This window comes from Algoriphagus sp. oki45 (assembly GCF_036245605.1).
Classification (GTDB): Bacteria; Bacteroidota; Bacteroidia; order Cytophagales; family Cyclobacteriaceae; genus Algoriphagus.
Window position 1 is genome coordinate 35,697 of the sequence record NZ_BTPC01000002.1, and the last position, 14,113, is coordinate 49,809.

Annotated in this window: 15 protein-coding genes; 3 read left to right on the forward strand and 12 right to left on the reverse strand. The window is 44.9% G+C overall.

Annotated elements, in window-relative coordinates:
- Nucleotides 1-192 precede the first annotated feature (192 nt).
- Nucleotides 193-657: a MaoC family dehydratase gene (locus AAA942_RS09730; RefSeq protein WP_338220068.1), complete on the forward strand. Its 465-nt coding sequence runs from the start codon at nucleotides 193-195 to the stop codon at nucleotides 655-657.
- Here the strand turns inward: AAA942_RS09730 and AAA942_RS09735 are convergent, their stop codons facing one another.
- The 6 genes from AAA942_RS09735 to AAA942_RS09760 form a co-directional block, all read right to left on the reverse strand.
- Nucleotides 658-1,383, reverse strand: coding sequence for a tRNA threonylcarbamoyladenosine dehydratase (locus AAA942_RS09735; RefSeq protein WP_338220069.1), 726 nt, complete (start codon nucleotides 1,381-1,383; stop codon nucleotides 658-660).
- The gene (locus tag AAA942_RS09740) at nucleotides 1,380-2,042 is read right to left on the reverse strand and encodes a TatD family hydrolase (protein WP_338220070.1); all 663 of its coding nucleotides are present in this window, start codon (nucleotides 2,040-2,042) and stop codon (nucleotides 1,380-1,382) included. Before AAA942_RS09740 ends, AAA942_RS09735 begins: the two co-directional genes overlap by 4 nt.
- 68 nt (nucleotides 2,043-2,110) lie before the next feature.
- Nucleotides 2,111-4,546, reverse strand: coding sequence for an outer membrane beta-barrel protein (locus AAA942_RS09745; RefSeq protein ID WP_338220071.1), 2,436 nt, complete (start codon nucleotides 4,544-4,546; stop codon nucleotides 2,111-2,113).
- 202 nt (nucleotides 4,547-4,748) lie between these two features.
- Entirely contained in the window at nucleotides 4,749-5,354 is a 606-nt protein-coding gene (locus AAA942_RS09750; protein WP_338220072.1) for a superoxide dismutase, read from the reverse strand.
- A 105-nt stretch (nucleotides 5,355-5,459) separates the two neighbouring features.
- Complete coding sequence (locus tag AAA942_RS09755; protein WP_338220073.1) at nucleotides 5,460-5,903, reverse strand: nucleoside deaminase; 444 nt, start codon at nucleotides 5,901-5,903, stop codon at nucleotides 5,460-5,462.
- An 11-nt stretch (nucleotides 5,904-5,914) separates the two neighbouring features.
- Nucleotides 5,915-7,045, reverse strand: coding sequence for a hypothetical protein (locus AAA942_RS09760; RefSeq protein WP_338220074.1), 1,131 nt, complete (start codon nucleotides 7,043-7,045; stop codon nucleotides 5,915-5,917).
- Nucleotides 7,046-7,260: 215 nt separating this feature from the next.
- On the opposite strand from AAA942_RS09760, the gene AAA942_RS09765 reads away from it, so the two are divergent.
- Nucleotides 7,261-8,373 (forward strand): Na/Pi symporter, encoded by a 1,113-nt coding sequence (locus AAA942_RS09765; protein WP_338220075.1) that lies wholly within the window; start codon nucleotides 7,261-7,263, stop codon nucleotides 8,371-8,373.
- On the opposite strand, the gene deoC is transcribed toward AAA942_RS09765, so the two are convergent.
- Together deoC and AAA942_RS09775 are read right to left on the reverse strand one after the other, a co-directional pair.
- Entirely contained in the window at nucleotides 8,370-9,035 is a 666-nt protein-coding gene (gene deoC / locus AAA942_RS09770) for a deoxyribose-phosphate aldolase (RefSeq protein ID WP_338220076.1), read from the reverse strand. The two genes, AAA942_RS09765 and deoC, sit on opposite strands and share 4 nt — an antisense overlap.
- Complete coding sequence (locus AAA942_RS09775; RefSeq protein ID WP_338220077.1) at nucleotides 9,022-10,239, reverse strand: NAD(P)-dependent oxidoreductase; 1,218 nt, start codon at nucleotides 10,237-10,239, stop codon at nucleotides 9,022-9,024. Before AAA942_RS09775 ends, deoC begins: the two co-directional genes overlap by 14 nt.
- 44 nt (nucleotides 10,240-10,283) lie before the next feature.
- Between AAA942_RS09775 and AAA942_RS09780 the strand changes: the two genes are divergently transcribed.
- The gene (locus AAA942_RS09780; protein ID WP_338220078.1) at nucleotides 10,284-10,859 is read left to right on the forward strand and encodes a methyltransferase family protein; all 576 of its coding nucleotides are present in this window, start codon (nucleotides 10,284-10,286) and stop codon (nucleotides 10,857-10,859) included.
- 22 nt (nucleotides 10,860-10,881) lie between these two features.
- Here the strand turns inward: AAA942_RS09780 and AAA942_RS09785 are convergent, their stop codons facing one another.
- The 4 genes from AAA942_RS09785 to AAA942_RS09800 are packed head-to-tail and all read right to left on the reverse strand — an operon-like array spanning nucleotide 10,882 to nucleotide 14,023.
- Nucleotides 10,882-11,433 carry an FKBP-type peptidyl-prolyl cis-trans isomerase gene (locus AAA942_RS09785; protein ID WP_338220079.1) on the reverse strand — a complete coding sequence of 184 codons (552 nt, stop codon included), beginning with the start codon at nucleotides 11,431-11,433 and terminating at the stop codon, nucleotides 10,882-10,884.
- Nucleotides 11,430-11,993 carry an FKBP-type peptidyl-prolyl cis-trans isomerase gene (locus AAA942_RS09790; RefSeq protein ID WP_338220080.1) on the reverse strand — a complete coding sequence of 188 codons (564 nt, stop codon included), beginning with the start codon at nucleotides 11,991-11,993 and terminating at the stop codon, nucleotides 11,430-11,432. The genes AAA942_RS09785 and AAA942_RS09790 overlap by 4 nt, the downstream gene beginning before the upstream one ends.
- A gap of 29 nt (nucleotides 11,994-12,022) precedes the next feature.
- A complete protein-coding gene (locus AAA942_RS09795) occupies nucleotides 12,023-12,949 on the reverse strand; it encodes an FKBP-type peptidyl-prolyl cis-trans isomerase (protein WP_338220081.1) in 927 nt (308 codons plus the stop codon).
- A 39-nt stretch (nucleotides 12,950-12,988) separates the two neighbouring features.
- A complete protein-coding gene (locus AAA942_RS09800; RefSeq protein WP_338220082.1) occupies nucleotides 12,989-14,023 on the reverse strand; it encodes a DHH family phosphoesterase in 1,035 nt (344 codons plus the stop codon).
- Between the last annotated feature and the right edge of the window lie 90 nt (nucleotides 14,024-14,113).

Here is a 14,113-nt window from a genome sequence, read left to right on the forward strand (position 1 = left end):
AATTAAGGGAAATTATGACAAGTATAAAAGAAGGAAAAATCAATAAAAATTTTTTAGGTTAAATTTTATAAAAATTTTTTCATGATTCTACGACATTCAAATTATATCCTTTCAAGACCGTTTTTGGACGGGTGAATTTTTGCAAAAAAAAAGCGATTCCCTATTTTGAGCCACCAAATCAAAAAGCCACCCATGCAACCCTTATCTATCGGAAGTTTTGAAGATTTTGAACGATACAATGGTCAGGAACTAGGAGCCTCGGACTACTTCCGGATTACTCAGGATCAAATCCAACTTTTTGCCGACGCCACCCACGATCATCAGTGGATTCATTGTGACCCAGAACGAGCCAAGAAAGAGGGAGCATTTGGCAATACAATTGCTCATGGCTATCTGACCCTAAGTATTGTCCCTTTTCTTTGGGAGCAGATCGTGCAGGTCAATAATCTGAAGATGATGATCAACTATGGGATCGAAAATCTCCGCTTTGCACAAGCAGTGACGGTAGACAGTGAGGTGAGACTCGTCGCGAGGCTAAAAAATGTGGCTAATCTTCGAGGTACCGTTAAGGCTGAAGTAGAAGTCAAATTAGAAATCAAGGACCAAAAAAAACCTGCTTTCGCAGGTCTTCTGATTTTCCTTTACCATTTCAATTGATCAACTGGCCAAGAGGTCATTGACCACGGTAGCTGCACATGCACAGCCAAAAGCAGCCGGCAAAAAAGACATGGTCCCGTAGGCAGATTTCTTGAAATTCATTCCGTCAGTCAGCATCAAACTTTCCTTGATCACCTCCTCCGAAGAAAAGACGGCTTTGAACCCGCCATAAATCGCGCGCTTTTTCAGGCGCTTTCTCAGCATCTTGGCCAGTTTGCACTGATAGGTATCTGCAAAGTCCACCACTTTGATCTGTGTAGGATCTACTTTGCCGCCTGCGCCCATACTGCTGACGAGGCGGAAGCCCCGTTTTCTTGCCCCTTCGATCAGGTGCATCTTTGGAGTGAAGCTATCAATGCAATCCACCACATAATCAAACTCATTAGCCTCCAAAAGAGCTGTCATTTCATGGGGATTTAGAAATTGCCGAATTGCCTGAATCTTCATCTTGGGGTTGATCGCCATCAAGCGCTGCTCCATCCATTCGGCCTTGGACTGCCCCACATTCAGCTGAGTAGCCGGAAGCTGCCGGTTGACATTGGAGATATCCACGGTATCTCCATCGATGATGGTCATCTGACCTACTCCTGAGCGAGCGATAAATTCGGCTGCGAACGAACCTACACCTCCCAAACCTACCACCAACACATGCTTTTGGGACAATTTTTCCAAACCTTCGCGGCCAGTGATTAGCTCTGTCCTACTGAGCCAAGCAAAATCATTCATTGTATTTTTCTACTGCTTATCTGATTCCAATTTGAGATCAACCCCTGAGCGAGCTCCGCCGGAGAACGGCCCAAAATTAGGGAAGCAGCCTGATAAATCTGAGAAATTTCCACATTGGAATTGTCAGTCTCCAAAAACATGCGATCGGTAGGACAGGCTTTTAGCCAAGCTTGGGCATGGCTTCCTTCTTTTTCCAAATGGTGTCCAAAGGAGAAAAATACCGGATAATCCAATAGCCGGATAGCCAAATCAGGCTTTAAATTCCATCCGTGCCAAATGATTGACGGAGGATTCTTTTCTTTTTTCAGGTATTCCAGCAAGACATCGTGCCCTTTGACAGAATGCAAAATAACGGGAATACCCAACTCAAAAGCTAGCTTGGCCTGGGCATGAAACGCTGCTTTCTGTAGCTCCAAATCGGGTCCTTTGATTCGGTCAAAGCCGCATTCTCCAATGGCTAGCACGGAAGCGGAATCTTTCACCTGCTTGGAAATATCATCCCATTTTTTCTCCCAAAACTGATCTAAAGTCCAAGGATGTATTCCTAAGGAACGATACCTGCTTTCTCCGGCATTTTCTTCTTCTCCATTGAAGATCGAATGGTCCTTCCCTTTTTGATGTGTATGAAAATCCCAGAAATTCATCGGGCTAAGCTTCATTTTTTTCCATAAAAAAACAAAGCCCCTTCCTGAAGAAGAGGCTTTTGCTTTTAGTAAAACAAGTTAGCTTAATCCAGACGGTTTCTTTCTTCGGAACTACCCGTGCTGGATTTAACCCGGAAGCTTTCGCCCTTGGCGAAATTATAACGAAGTGTAAAGCGGATTCCCTGATTGCTTCTATACTGTCTAAAGGAGGTATCGATATCCGCAAAGTCGACTGTGGCTTTAATGACCTGTGTGCGGAAAAGGTCCGTTCCATTCACAGACAGCGACAACTTATCCTTCATCAGAGACTTGGTCACGCCCAAATCCACCCATCCAAATCCTTCGATACTTCCCTGACCCCAGATCTGAGGTCCCAAGTACATCGCCATCAACTCCAGCTTGAATCCTTTGGGGAGAGTGAAGTTTTGCTGGGTCCGTACCATGTAGGATACCTGATCCACATCCAGAACATCTTCCCCGATTTGGGACTGAAACTGATTGTAATTCACCTGCACCATGTTGGAGGTGTTCCACCATTTTTTGATTTCGACCGGAAGGATTGCTCTGAAGTTGGCATTTCTGGTTTTGTCAAAGTTGTCCGTGAAGGTGGTTGTGGATCGGGATTCCTGATCCTGCTCAAACACCTGCATGAATGCATCCTCGGTCACGCTGTAGCCCAAAGTGAACTGGTAGGCTCCTTTGATGATGTGGTTCATTTCAAAATTGGTAGAATACTGAGGTCTGAGATTAGGATTGCCCTGCTCCGAGGTCAGTGGATCGATGTAGTACACAAAAGGATTGAGCAGACGGTAGTTGGGACGGGTAATTCTGCGGTTGGCATTGTACACGATCTGATACTTATCGCTCACCTTTTGCTGTAGGAATAAGCTTGGGAATAGATTGAAATAGTTCTGCTTATTCACCTGCTCCAGAGTCACAGAGTTGCCGGTAATGTCCGAATACTCCCCTCTCAGACCTGCCTGATAGCCGAATTTTTCGCTGAATGAACCTTTGAGCATAGCATAGGCCGCCAGAACATTTTCATTGTAGATAAATCGGTTGGAATTGGGATCCGGCTCATAAGGACCTTCACCCACAGCACGGCTCAAGTCCAAATCGTTGTCAGATTCAACCCAGCTTCCTTTTACTCCGGTTTCCAGCGTTTTGCCTCCCTTCAGTGGCTTAATGAAATCCACTTTGGCAGTCAGAATGGTGTAAAACATGTCATTAATCGTTAATACCCGGTCCGAGAAGCCTCCCTCAGGATCATTTCCAGCCCAATAACTATTGTCCAAAAGAGAGCTGTTTTCAGAATCCATCAAGGTGAAATCCACGTCGGCCGAAATCTTGGTACCCACTGTATCCAGCTTGGCATCGTAGTGAAGGTTCGTGAAAACCCGGTTTCTTGTTCCTTCGGAGTCATTGAAAGATTCAATGTAATTGTTGTATTCCTGTCCTGGGTTGGTCACTACGGTGGTAGAGGTACTGGTGTTGATATCTCTGGAATTAGAGGCCTGAAGGTTGATTCCCAAGTTTTGATTTTCATTGATCTCATAGTTGGCAGAGCCTACAAAGGATGGGGTTTTGTACCGGGAAGTGATTCTGGAATCCTGATTGAAGTTGGATACACCCTCTTCCAAGGTAAAATTCCTGTTGATATCCAAGTCATTGTAGACTGCATACTCGTTGTAGTTCAAGGTTCCGTTGGTGGACCACTTTCCTTTTTTCACATTGAGTGTAGCACCGGCATTGGGAGCATATTGTCCATTGTATTGGCTTCCTACCATGACATTTCCAAACACGCCATCCACAGTGTTCTTTTTGAGCTGAATATTAATCACTCCGGCGGAGCCTTCCGCATCAAAGCGAGAAGAAGGATTGTTGATCACTTCAATGCTTTTGATATTGTCAGCAGGCATAGACCGGAGAAAGTTGGCCAAATCGGTGGCGCTCATGTAGGTCGGGCGATCGTTGATCATCACAGTAGCGCCAGTACGGCCATTCAGGTTGATATTACCGTCCTGATCTACATAGATACCAGGAGATCTTCCGACCACATCCAGGGCATTGGATCCTTCGGCCATCACTGTACCTTCGACATTCACGATGGTCTTGTCGGGTTCGATGATGATTTCTGGTCGGGATGCTTTTACGGTCACCTCATCCAATCCGGTCATTTCATCCTGAATGACCAGCTTACCAAAGTCCTTGGACATTCCCGGCACTAATTCAAAAGCCTCTGAGGAATAGGTAGCGTATCCGATCGATGAGATGACCAATTTGACTTTGGCTGCTTTCACAGATTCGATGGTGAAGGAACCGTTTTCATCCGAAACAGCTCCGTCCACCAATCCCCCATCCACAGCAATTAGGGCTACATTGGCATAAGGAACGGCTTGACCGGATTGATCCTCAACCTTTCCGGAGATTTTTGAAATCTCTTTGGGTCCGGCGGCCAGATTGCTTATCCCAAGGAGATAGGTCAAAACGGTGAGAAAAATAAAGTTGGTCGTTTTCATTGTTTTGTTGGCTTAGTCTTATGCCACTCTATAGGAAAATGAAATGCCAACAGAAGGAAATCCCCCTAAATGAGCTGAAAAAGCATGTTTCCCCTTTTCCAAGAAAAAAACCTGTTTCATATTCGGACAATATTTTATTCGGTTTAGGACAAAAAAAATCCCGAACTCTAAAGTCCGGGATTCTATTATCGGGGATCAGGCCTTAAAGTGCCGCCTTGTATCTTTTATCTACTTCTGCCCAGTTGATCACATTCCAAAAGGCGGAAATGTAGTCAGGTCTTCTGTTTTGGTAATTGAGGTAATAGGCATGTTCCCATACATCAAGACCCAAAATAGGAGTGCCTTTGATTTCAGCCACGTCCATCAGCGGATTGTCCTGATTGGCTGTGCTTACCACTTCCAATTGTCCGGATGCAGTCACAATCAACCATGCCCATCCTGAACCAAATCGGGTAGCCGCTGCCTTATTGAATACTTCCTTGAAAGAGTCAAAGTTGCCGAATTTTGCATTAATGGCTCCTGCCAGATCTCCTGTAGGTTCTCCGCCTCCGGTAGGGGAAAGAATTTCCCAAAACAAGCTGTGATTCCAGTGACCACCCCCATTGTTTCTTACAGCGACATTGGAACCTGCTACTTGCATCAACTCTTCGAGAGATTTGCCTTCCAGATCTGTTCCGGCAACAGCATTATTCAAGTTGGTCACATATCCATTGTGGTGCTTGCCATGGTGGATTTCCATTGTTCGGGCATCGATATGCGGCTCTAGCGCATCAAAAGAATAAGGTAAGGATGGGAGAGTAAAAGCCATATTATTGAATTTTTGGGTTAAACATTGATTTTATGTATTCTAAAATAAGTAACAATCTTTCAACCCTGCATACGGCAAAAAGGTTCTTTCACCGATAAAAAAGCCTTATTCTCTCAGTTTTCGGAAAAATTCCAAGACCAAGCTTTCGGACTCTTCTTTTAGCAGACCGGTAAAAATTTTGGTCTTAGGGTGGAGCATATGCTCATTACACTGATGAAACCCGCGCTTGGGATCGGATGCTGAATAGTGGACTTCACCGATTTGAGACCAAAACAAGGCCCCTGCGCACATGGGACAGGGCTCAAGAGTCACATACATTCTGCATTCTGGAAGGTATTTGCTTCCCAGATTATTAGCCGCGGAAGTGATGGCAAGCATCTCTGCATGTGCAGTCACATCCTGTAACTTCTCCGTTTGATTGTAGCCCCGGCCAATGATTCTGTTTTTGGACACTACCACAGCCCCCACCGGAATCTCCCCTTCTTCAAAAGCCATTTTGGCTTGCTTCAGGGCTTCATTCATAAAATACTCGTGACTGTAAAGCTCCAAACCCGGGTAGATTAAAAGAGATCTATGATTTCTTTTCGTACCCCTTCATTGATGATGATTGCCAAAATCAAAGAAACAATCAATCCAAACAGGGCTTTGAATACGTCTTTTCTTCCCAATCGGAAAGCTCTGTAGATCCAGGCCTTTCGGTTGGTAGATTTGCTGTGCTTACCCAGAGCAATTGCCAATTCTCTCCCTGCCAAAAGACCGATAAATACCCAAGTCGTACTCATGGGTACTTTGCTGTACATCTTAAAATAGACTAGGATGACAGAATACACCAAGTCTACAATAGTAGCTGCCCTGACATCAGTCACATTGGATTTTTCATTGACGATATCCTGAATTTTGTCTCCTTTCAGATAAAAAAGGAAACCCAATCCAAAAAAGATAAATCCGGTGTAGGCCAAAAATTCATACAGATTGAGCTGTCGGGGTAGAAACACCGCAATATTGGCGGCATCCTGCATAATCCAAACTGCCCAAAGCAGACCTGAGGTGATCCACTGCAAATAGATCCAGTAGGGAGCCGGCTTTCCTTTTAGGTAGTTTTTGACAAATCGCTCCAAAACAAACCAAACCACCATGGCCAAAACAAAGGCCAAGAGATAGCCCAAGAAACTTTTGGTCATCACGTCTACGATCGTTCCCGCCTTGTAGGTGAAAACATTGAGTAAAAGGAAAGTGGTAGAAACCGGCATTCTAAACCGGGTCATAATCAACAGAACGATAGGGGCAGCCAACTGAAGAAAAACAAAGCTTTCGGGAGCTTTTTCCAAACCAGGCACACTCAATCGCTCATAACTCACATCCCCACCATAAGTCATCCAGCTGTAAGTCACCGTACCCACAAAAATCAACCCCATAAACAACCACAGCAAGTACCAAGGTCTTTTGCTGTTGGATGCGATGAAGGTCCCAATGGTCTGAATGCTGTCATTTGCGATAGCTGAATAAGCTGCCAAGGCAAAACCAAACCACATCGCCGCATAATGATAAGGTGTAATCAGTCCTGCAATAGAGATAAGAATACAAATGGTAATTAAAAAAGGGCGCTCACTTTTCGTAAAATCAAACAGCGCATAAGCTGTACGGGAAAGTTTGTCCTGATTGATATTTTGATCTAATTTCTTCTGCTTCATTGCCTGGGCTGGCTTGATTTTGGCGCCAAAATACTGAAGATAATCCGGAGGTCATGTTAACAAATTGTTAACTAGCCAAAAAACCTTCTTTAACAAGCCTTTTTAATCTGGTTATTCTCAAAAAATATTCAACTTTTGCTCAATAATTGATTAAAAATTCTGCACATCACATCCCTTCACAGGGTAATCCACAAAAATAATTCATTGTCTAGGGAATGGAAAGTGAGGAACTAAGTAAGTCCAATGTCTCAAAAAAAGTAAAAAACTACATTCAGGTAGGACTTGGGCTTTTACTGTTTATTTTCTCTATTGACTTGCTCACTGTATCCATGGGCGCTATCAACGACACCGTGGCCAATGAGATTCTCCTCGCTACACGCAATCCCTTCATCAGCTTGTTTATCGGTCTTTTGGTTACTGCCTTGATTCAGAGCAGTTCTACTGTGACCGCAAGTATTGTAGCCATTGTGGCCTCGGGAAATATGACCCTTCAGCAGGCGGTTCCCATGGTTTTGGGAGCCAATATCGGTACCACACTTACCTCGACTTTAGTCTCTTTTTCCTTTATCATGAAGAAAAAGGAGTTTCGAAGAGCCCTCTCCGCAGGGATTCTCCACGATTTGTTCAATATTCTGAGTGTGATTATTCTTCTTCCTTTGGAAATCTATTTCGGATTCCTCAGCAAAATCGCTGTGCAGATTGCCTCATTATTTGCCACAGACAATGCCTTTGAGGGACCCATTGTGTACAATAAGATTTTCACTCGACCACTGACCCAATGGATCACAGACCATATCAGCATTCCCTTTGTGACCATGATTTTGGCAGTTTTTTTGGTCTTCGGAGCGATCAAAGTTCTGTCCTCCACGATGTACAAGACCTTTGTCTTGGATAATTTCAACCGGATCAATGATCTCATATTCAAAAAATCAGGGCTTTCTTTCATTTACGGCACTTTTTTTACCGCACTAGTCCAGTCCAGTACGGTGACCACTTCTCTTGTGGTACCGCTTGTAGCCAATCGAAAAGTAAGTTTGGCTAAGTCTTTCCCATTTATCGTCGGAGCCAATTTGGGGACCACAATTACGGCAGTAATCGCCTCGGTCTACAAAACAGAAGCAGCGATCGCCTTAGCTATTGTCCATATTTTGTTTAATGGATTTGGTGCGCTGATCTTTTTGCCTTTCCCCAGACTCAGAAACATCCCTGTACAAATCGCCCGATTTATGGGAAAAAGTGCTGTAAAAAATCGGGTAATCGGATTTGCCTACATCCTGCTTACCTTCTTTATCATCCCATTTTTGCTGATTTTCTTCAGCAGAGACTAGCTTTCCCGAGCCCTTACTTCCTTCATCAGACCCAAAGCTGAACTAGTACCAATACGGTCTGCGCCTGCTGCAATCAGTTCCAGCGCGAAATCCAAGGTTTTGATCCCTCCACTGGCTTTGATCCCCACTCCTGAACCCAAGGTGCTTCTCATCAGCTTGATATCTTCGGTCTTTGCTCCAGTTGGCGCATATCCAGTGGATGTCTTCACGTAATCTGCTCCGGCATCCTGACAGATCAAACATGCTTCACAAATCTGCTCATGAGAAAGGTAAGCCGTCTCAATAATCACTTTGAGTATTCGCTCTTCTTCGTGACAGATTTTGGCGATCTGGGAAATTTCAATCTTCGGCCAATTAATCCCGGAATGAAATGCTGTCTGTGACCAAACCAAATCCAATTCATCCGCCCCCTGTCGGATTGCCTCCTGAGTCTGGGCCACCTTGCTGGCTGTATCTTCAAATCCAAAAGGAAAACCAATGACAGTCACCACCTGAATATCCTCCTGCTGAAGTTCTCTTTTTACCTTTTTCACCCAAAAAGAAGGCACACATACTCCTACAAATTGCTCCTGTATCGCATCCCGGACCAAAATATCCACATCGGATCCGGTCATGGTGGGTTTCAACAGGGTGGATTCCAGAAAACGGTTAAGATTCTTCATTCGATTCACGGACAAAATCACTCAAATACATAAACTCTAAAGTCAAATCCCCATCTCGGGCTACGGTGGCACGTTCCAAAATGCCTGAATTTTCTTCAAACAGAGCGGGAATCACCCATTGGGAAAGCTGACGCCCAAACTCCCCACTGGACTCCCGGGGAAGCTCGCAGGGAAGATTGTCAATGGCCATCACGGAAACGCTGGTCTGACTTCCGAAAGCGGGAATCTCCAAGCCGGAATCTCTTTCTACGTCATAAACCGGCGATTGGATAGTAGAGGCCCGCAAAGTAGTAGGGATCGAGCCCCCAATATCACAGGTGATATCCGCGATCACCGAAAGGGCAAAATCCGGGCTTTGGATATCCTCCAAGCGGAAAAGCCTGGGAGCACCTTTTGCCCAATAGGCAGCGGCAATGAGCAGCTCACCTGCCTCTGCGAATTTCTGAAAATGACTTTCGTATTTCTCAGGATGGGCATAAAACTCCTCCCTATCGTATCCTCCGTCGGATTTTCTACGGTTGTAATCCGATGAACCCAATACCACGTAAACCGGCTCTTCGAAATAGTGGTGGAGAAATTCCTGCGTAGTCACCCGCCGAAGACCCAGAGAATCCAAAACCTCCTTGACCCCGCCTCCCACTTTTCCGGATCCTGTGACCACGATCTTGATGGGAGGTAGCTGAACTTTGCGAAGCTCCTGATGCATTTCTTCCAAATCCCGGAGACTTCGCGCTCTTCTGATTTCATACAAGGCGGTCTTCTGTCCGTAGGTCCAAAACGCATTGTAGGCACCGACTATGCCTGCCCATCGGCCAAATGCCACCACCCGCTTTCCCTCTTCATCCTTGAGCACCTCATAATCGATGAGACGGATGTTTTTCTTCAAAACAGCCTGTAGAAGCGGGCGATTGTAGACTTGCTCCTTGATGGTATGGGAAAAGAAAAAATAGGTCTTTTCGGGAATCAATTGACTGACCGGCACTTCCTTGACACCAAATAGAATCTCTGCTTCGGAAATGTCCTCCACCACAGCAATCCCCGCTTCCTGATATTCCTGATCGCTGAAACAACGATTGGGGCTGGACTCAACCAAAAATTCCAGCTGATCTCCAAACTTGGCTTTGAGCTGGCTTAGCTGCTCCGGAGTAAAGGGCGTTCGGTCGTCAGGTGGATTTTTTCCTTCGCGGATTATTCCGATTTTCATACTTTGGACAAAAGTCTAGGATTAGAATTAACAATTTTCGAATGGTGCCCTATTTGCTAATGGCCTTAAGCTGGGCTGTATTTTATACGATTCATTCTGCGCTTGCTGCGACCAAGTTAAAAAGAATTTTAAAGGCGAAGTGGCCAAACTTTTACAAAAACTACCGACTCCTTTACTCTTTGCTTTCTTTGGTTTTGTTTTTTCTTCTTTTGGTTCAGGCCTCTCTTTTGCCTCCGCAACTTCTTTTTCCTCCCATCCAAATCCTCAGCCATTTGGGCTATTTGGTCGCCACCCTTGGAGTGATTGTTTTGCTGAGATCGATACGGGAGATATCGGTGAGAAAATTTCTGATCGAATCCGAACCTGATACTAATGACCTGATTATCCAAGGCATCTATTCCAAAGTCAGGCACCCCCTCTACTTGGGACTATTGCTGATTTTTGGGGGCTATTTTATAGTTTCCGGTACTTTGGGGGCAGGGATTCACTTGGCATGCCTGATGGTGTATTTGCCCTTTGGGATTTATTTTGAAGAGCAAAATCTGTTGGAATTTTTTGGGGAAAAGTATCGAGAGTATCAAATGAAGGTACCTGCTTTTTTTCCACGACTGTTTAAATGAAAAAAGGCCCGAAGGCCTTTTCTTAGTCTATTCCAAGGAAGTCAAAATCGAAAATCAAGATGGAGTTTTCGGGGATTCTTTCCCCAACTGCCTGATCCCGATATCCGTAAGGCGAAGGTATAATCATTTGTCCTTTGGTTCCGGGTCTTAATCTTCGATAGCCCAAATCCCAACCCTGAATCACCTGGCCTGTGCCTAAAACAAACCGGAATGTCACATAATCTCTGGATTCAGAAAATATTCCGTTTTCACGGGCTATATCTTCATCAGTAGTATCAAAAACGGTGTAGTCAGACATCAGGTATCCAGTATATTCAGTATATACCACCGAATTGATACCAGGTCTGGTACCCACTCCATCTTCCTGCACAATAATCACCACTCCGGAGGGGTCATGAATTCGGTAGAGGCTGTCTATCCTTGCGGTATCCAAGAAGGCATCTATCTTCTCTCTGTCTATAGCCAAGTTACCCGCTGCATCATAGACAGGGCCCGTGACAAATGGATTATTCGGCTCACAGGAAGCCAAATACGCTAGGACAGAAAAGAAAAAGAGATTTCGGAATAATTTCATGGATTCAGGTGGTTTAGACCATTTTTGACTTCAATCAGGTCTAATTCGAAAATAAGCGGTGAATTGGCAGGTACTGGTCCATTAGGCTGAGAGCCGTATCCTAATCGCGACGGGAAAATCACCGTAGCTTTTTCTCCAGCTCTCATAAGAGATAATGCAAATTCAAATCCTGAAATCGCAAAACCATTTCCCACGGCAAATCGGAGAGGCTGATAGTTTCTATTCGCATCAAAAACCCCATTGTCTCTTGCAATTTGTTCGATGGAGGTATCAAAAACTTTATTTGACAAGAGTTTACCGGTATAATCAACTCGGACTGTATCCCCTCTGAGAAGATTATTTAGCTCAGGGTCTACAGACACTTCCCAAAACATGTAAAATCCTTCAATCGGCTCTGAGAATTCTTTGACAGAAGGAATGGGATTTTCCAATAAATACTTTTCAATAGCCTCCTTGTCCCTTTCCAAAAGCACTTCTTGGGTCTGATCAGGATCCACGCAAGATAGGGCTGCGAAAGAGCCAATAAGGACAGTAAAAAGGGCTTTAAGTCTTGGATTCATAGATATTGGTTTAGTTAATTTTTGGGGGATTATTTTTGAACGTCGACCACTTCTACGTCAAAAACCAAAATGGAGTTTCCAGGGATCATCGCTCCTGCACCGGCTTCGCCATAAGCTAGGGGAGAAGGAATCAGGAATTTGCCCTTGGATCCTTTTTTCAATAGCATCAAACCTTCGTCCCAACCTGGGATGACTTGGCCCATGCCTACATTGACAGGAAGGGGTTCATAAGGTCTGCCTTCATTGAAAACATTGTTGGCTTTTGCGATTTCTTCCCAAGAGGTATCAAACAAAGTACCGTCCAATAGGTATCCTGCATAGTTTACATACATGGTAGTACCCGGAGTCACAGCATCGCCTGTTCCCTCTTGCTCGATCACGTAGTAGAGTCCGTTTTCAGTTTTTTGTGCATTCAGCCCTTTCTCTGCTGCATAAGCTTCGATCGTAGCTGCTTGCTCCACCATCAGGGTTTTAGCTCTCTCGGCACTTTTAGCCTGCTCGGCCATCATCACCTCTTCGTAGTAGGATTGCATTTCTGCTTCCGTCTTAACGGCAAAAGCGCCCAACTTTACAGTCAACTGATCTTCTCCCTGAAGAAATGCAGGGAAATTACCGCTGAAGATGATGTTGGCAGTAGATTGAAAAGTGATGGAGTCACCTTGTTTCAGATTGAGAAAAATCTCATCCATGCCATTTTGAGCAGGGAGGGAATCATTTGCCATCAGATAACCTGGGAAAGGCTGATCCAAGGTGCTGTAGATGACCGAATCCTCGGCATTGGTGATGACCAAGTTGTAAAGGATAAAGTCACCGTTGGGAGCTTTATCGGAACCCTCCTTCACGTAGGTGTACTCGATTCCGTCTTTTTCAGTGACTTGAGTTTTCTTGCAGGAGGTAAGCGTACCCAGACCGATTACGAGGGTCAGGACTGCCAAAAGGCTGTTTTTGGTTTTCATAAATTTTAAGTGAATTTTCAATTTTCTGTTGTTTTCCGATTACTCGGCGCTGATGCCTTCGGTTTGGAAAAGCTGCTCCTGACATTTCTCGACGAGTCGTTCAAAAACCTCGACGGTCTCTTTCAGGCTAAGCATGGACTTTCCTCCTGCGGCGTTTTTATGTCCACCTCCTTCGAAGTAAGACGCAGCAAACTTGTTGACCGCTACTTCAGGACTGGATCGGAAGGAAATTTTTATTCCGTCCTCCCGCTCTGAGAAAAGTGCAGCCAGCTTAATGCCGTCCAAAGATAGAGCATAATTGACCAGTCCCTCTGTGTCACCGGTCTGACTTTGATATTTTTTAAGATCTTTTTTGCTGATGACAAAATAGGCCGTGTGAATGTCTTCCCTGACCACCAACCTTCGGGTGATCGCAAACCCGATAAATTTCAGTCGATTGACCGAATTGGAGTCATAGATCAAATTGGAAATCTGAGAAGGATCAGCCCCCAAATCAATCAGCTCTGCCACGACGAGATGGACGTTTTTGGTCGTATTGGGATGGCGAAATCCTCCGGTATCGGTCATGATTCCTGCATAAAGGCAGGAAGCAATGCCCGCATCGATGAGATCCTTATCTCCCAACTTCTCGATCAGTTCATAGATAAGCTCGCAGGTGGCAGCTGCCTTGGTACTCCAAAATCTGAAGTCGGCAAAGTCCTCCGGGTCCTGATGATGATCGATGTTGACAATAAACGCCTTGGATTTGCGGATCATCTCTCCGAGTTCATTGACGCGGTTGAGGACCGAAAAGTCCAGACAGAAAATCACATCTGCTTCATTCAGCTTTTCGGTGGCAAGCTCCTTGTCTCTGTCTTTGGAGAAATCCAAAACCCAATCGTTGCCCTGCATCCAATAGAGAAAGGAGGGATAGTCGGAAGGGGTCACCACCGTCACTTCATGGCCTTTTTTCAACAGGTAGTTGGCAAGACCCAAAGAAGAACCCAAAGCATCGGCATCGGGCTTGACATGGGTGGTGATGAATATTTTTTTGGGTGAAGAAAGTTCTCTTTGAAATGTAGCTAAAGCTTCCATTAGAATCTGTTCAGCAGCACATTGGCTCTAGTAGCCTGCAAATGTCAGTAATTTTTTCAGAAATGCCAAAGTGTGAATCTCCCTGAAAAT

What these genes read in the sequence shown, in the direction of transcription:
- AAA942_RS09735 (WP_338220069.1), bottom strand. Translation starts at nt 1,383, where the DNA reads ATGAATGATTTTGCTTGGCTCAGTAGGACAGAGCTAATCACTGGCCGC.
- AAA942_RS09750 (WP_338220072.1), bottom strand. Translation starts at nt 5,354, where the DNA reads ATGGCTTTTACTCTCCCATCCTTACCTTATTCTTTTGATGCGCTAGAG.
- AAA942_RS09790 (WP_338220080.1), bottom strand. Translation starts at nt 11,993, where the DNA reads ATGAATCCAAGACTTAAAGCCCTTTTTACTGTCCTTATTGGCTCTTTC.
- deoC (WP_338220076.1), bottom strand. Translation starts at nt 9,035, where the DNA reads ATGAAGAATCTTAACCGTTTTCTGGAATCCACCCTGTTGAAACCCACC.
- AAA942_RS09730 (WP_338220068.1), top strand. Translation starts at nt 193, where the DNA reads ATGCAACCCTTATCTATCGGAAGTTTTGAAGATTTTGAACGATACAAT.
- AAA942_RS09745 (WP_338220071.1), bottom strand. Translation starts at nt 4,546, where the DNA reads ATGAAAACGACCAACTTTATTTTTCTCACCGTTTTGACCTATCTCCTT.
- AAA942_RS09765 (WP_338220075.1), top strand. Translation starts at nt 7,261, where the DNA reads ATGGAAAGTGAGGAACTAAGTAAGTCCAATGTCTCAAAAAAAGTAAAA.
- AAA942_RS09795 (WP_338220081.1), bottom strand. Translation starts at nt 12,949, where the DNA reads ATGAAAACCAAAAACAGCCTTTTGGCAGTCCTGACCCTCGTAATCGGT.
- AAA942_RS09740 (WP_338220070.1), bottom strand. Translation starts at nt 2,042, where the DNA reads ATGAAGCTTAGCCCGATGAATTTCTGGGATTTTCATACACATCAAAAA.
- AAA942_RS09775 (WP_338220077.1), bottom strand. Translation starts at nt 10,239, where the DNA reads ATGAAAATCGGAATAATCCGCGAAGGAAAAAATCCACCTGACGACCGA.
- AAA942_RS09800 (WP_338220082.1), bottom strand. Translation starts at nt 14,023, where the DNA reads ATGGAAGCTTTAGCTACATTTCAAAGAGAACTTTCTTCACCCAAAAAA.
- AAA942_RS09785 (WP_338220079.1), bottom strand. Translation starts at nt 11,433, where the DNA reads ATGAAATTATTCCGAAATCTCTTTTTCTTTTCTGTCCTAGCGTATTTG.
- AAA942_RS09760 (WP_338220074.1), bottom strand. Translation starts at nt 7,045, where the DNA reads ATGAAGCAGAAGAAATTAGATCAAAATATCAATCAGGACAAACTTTCC.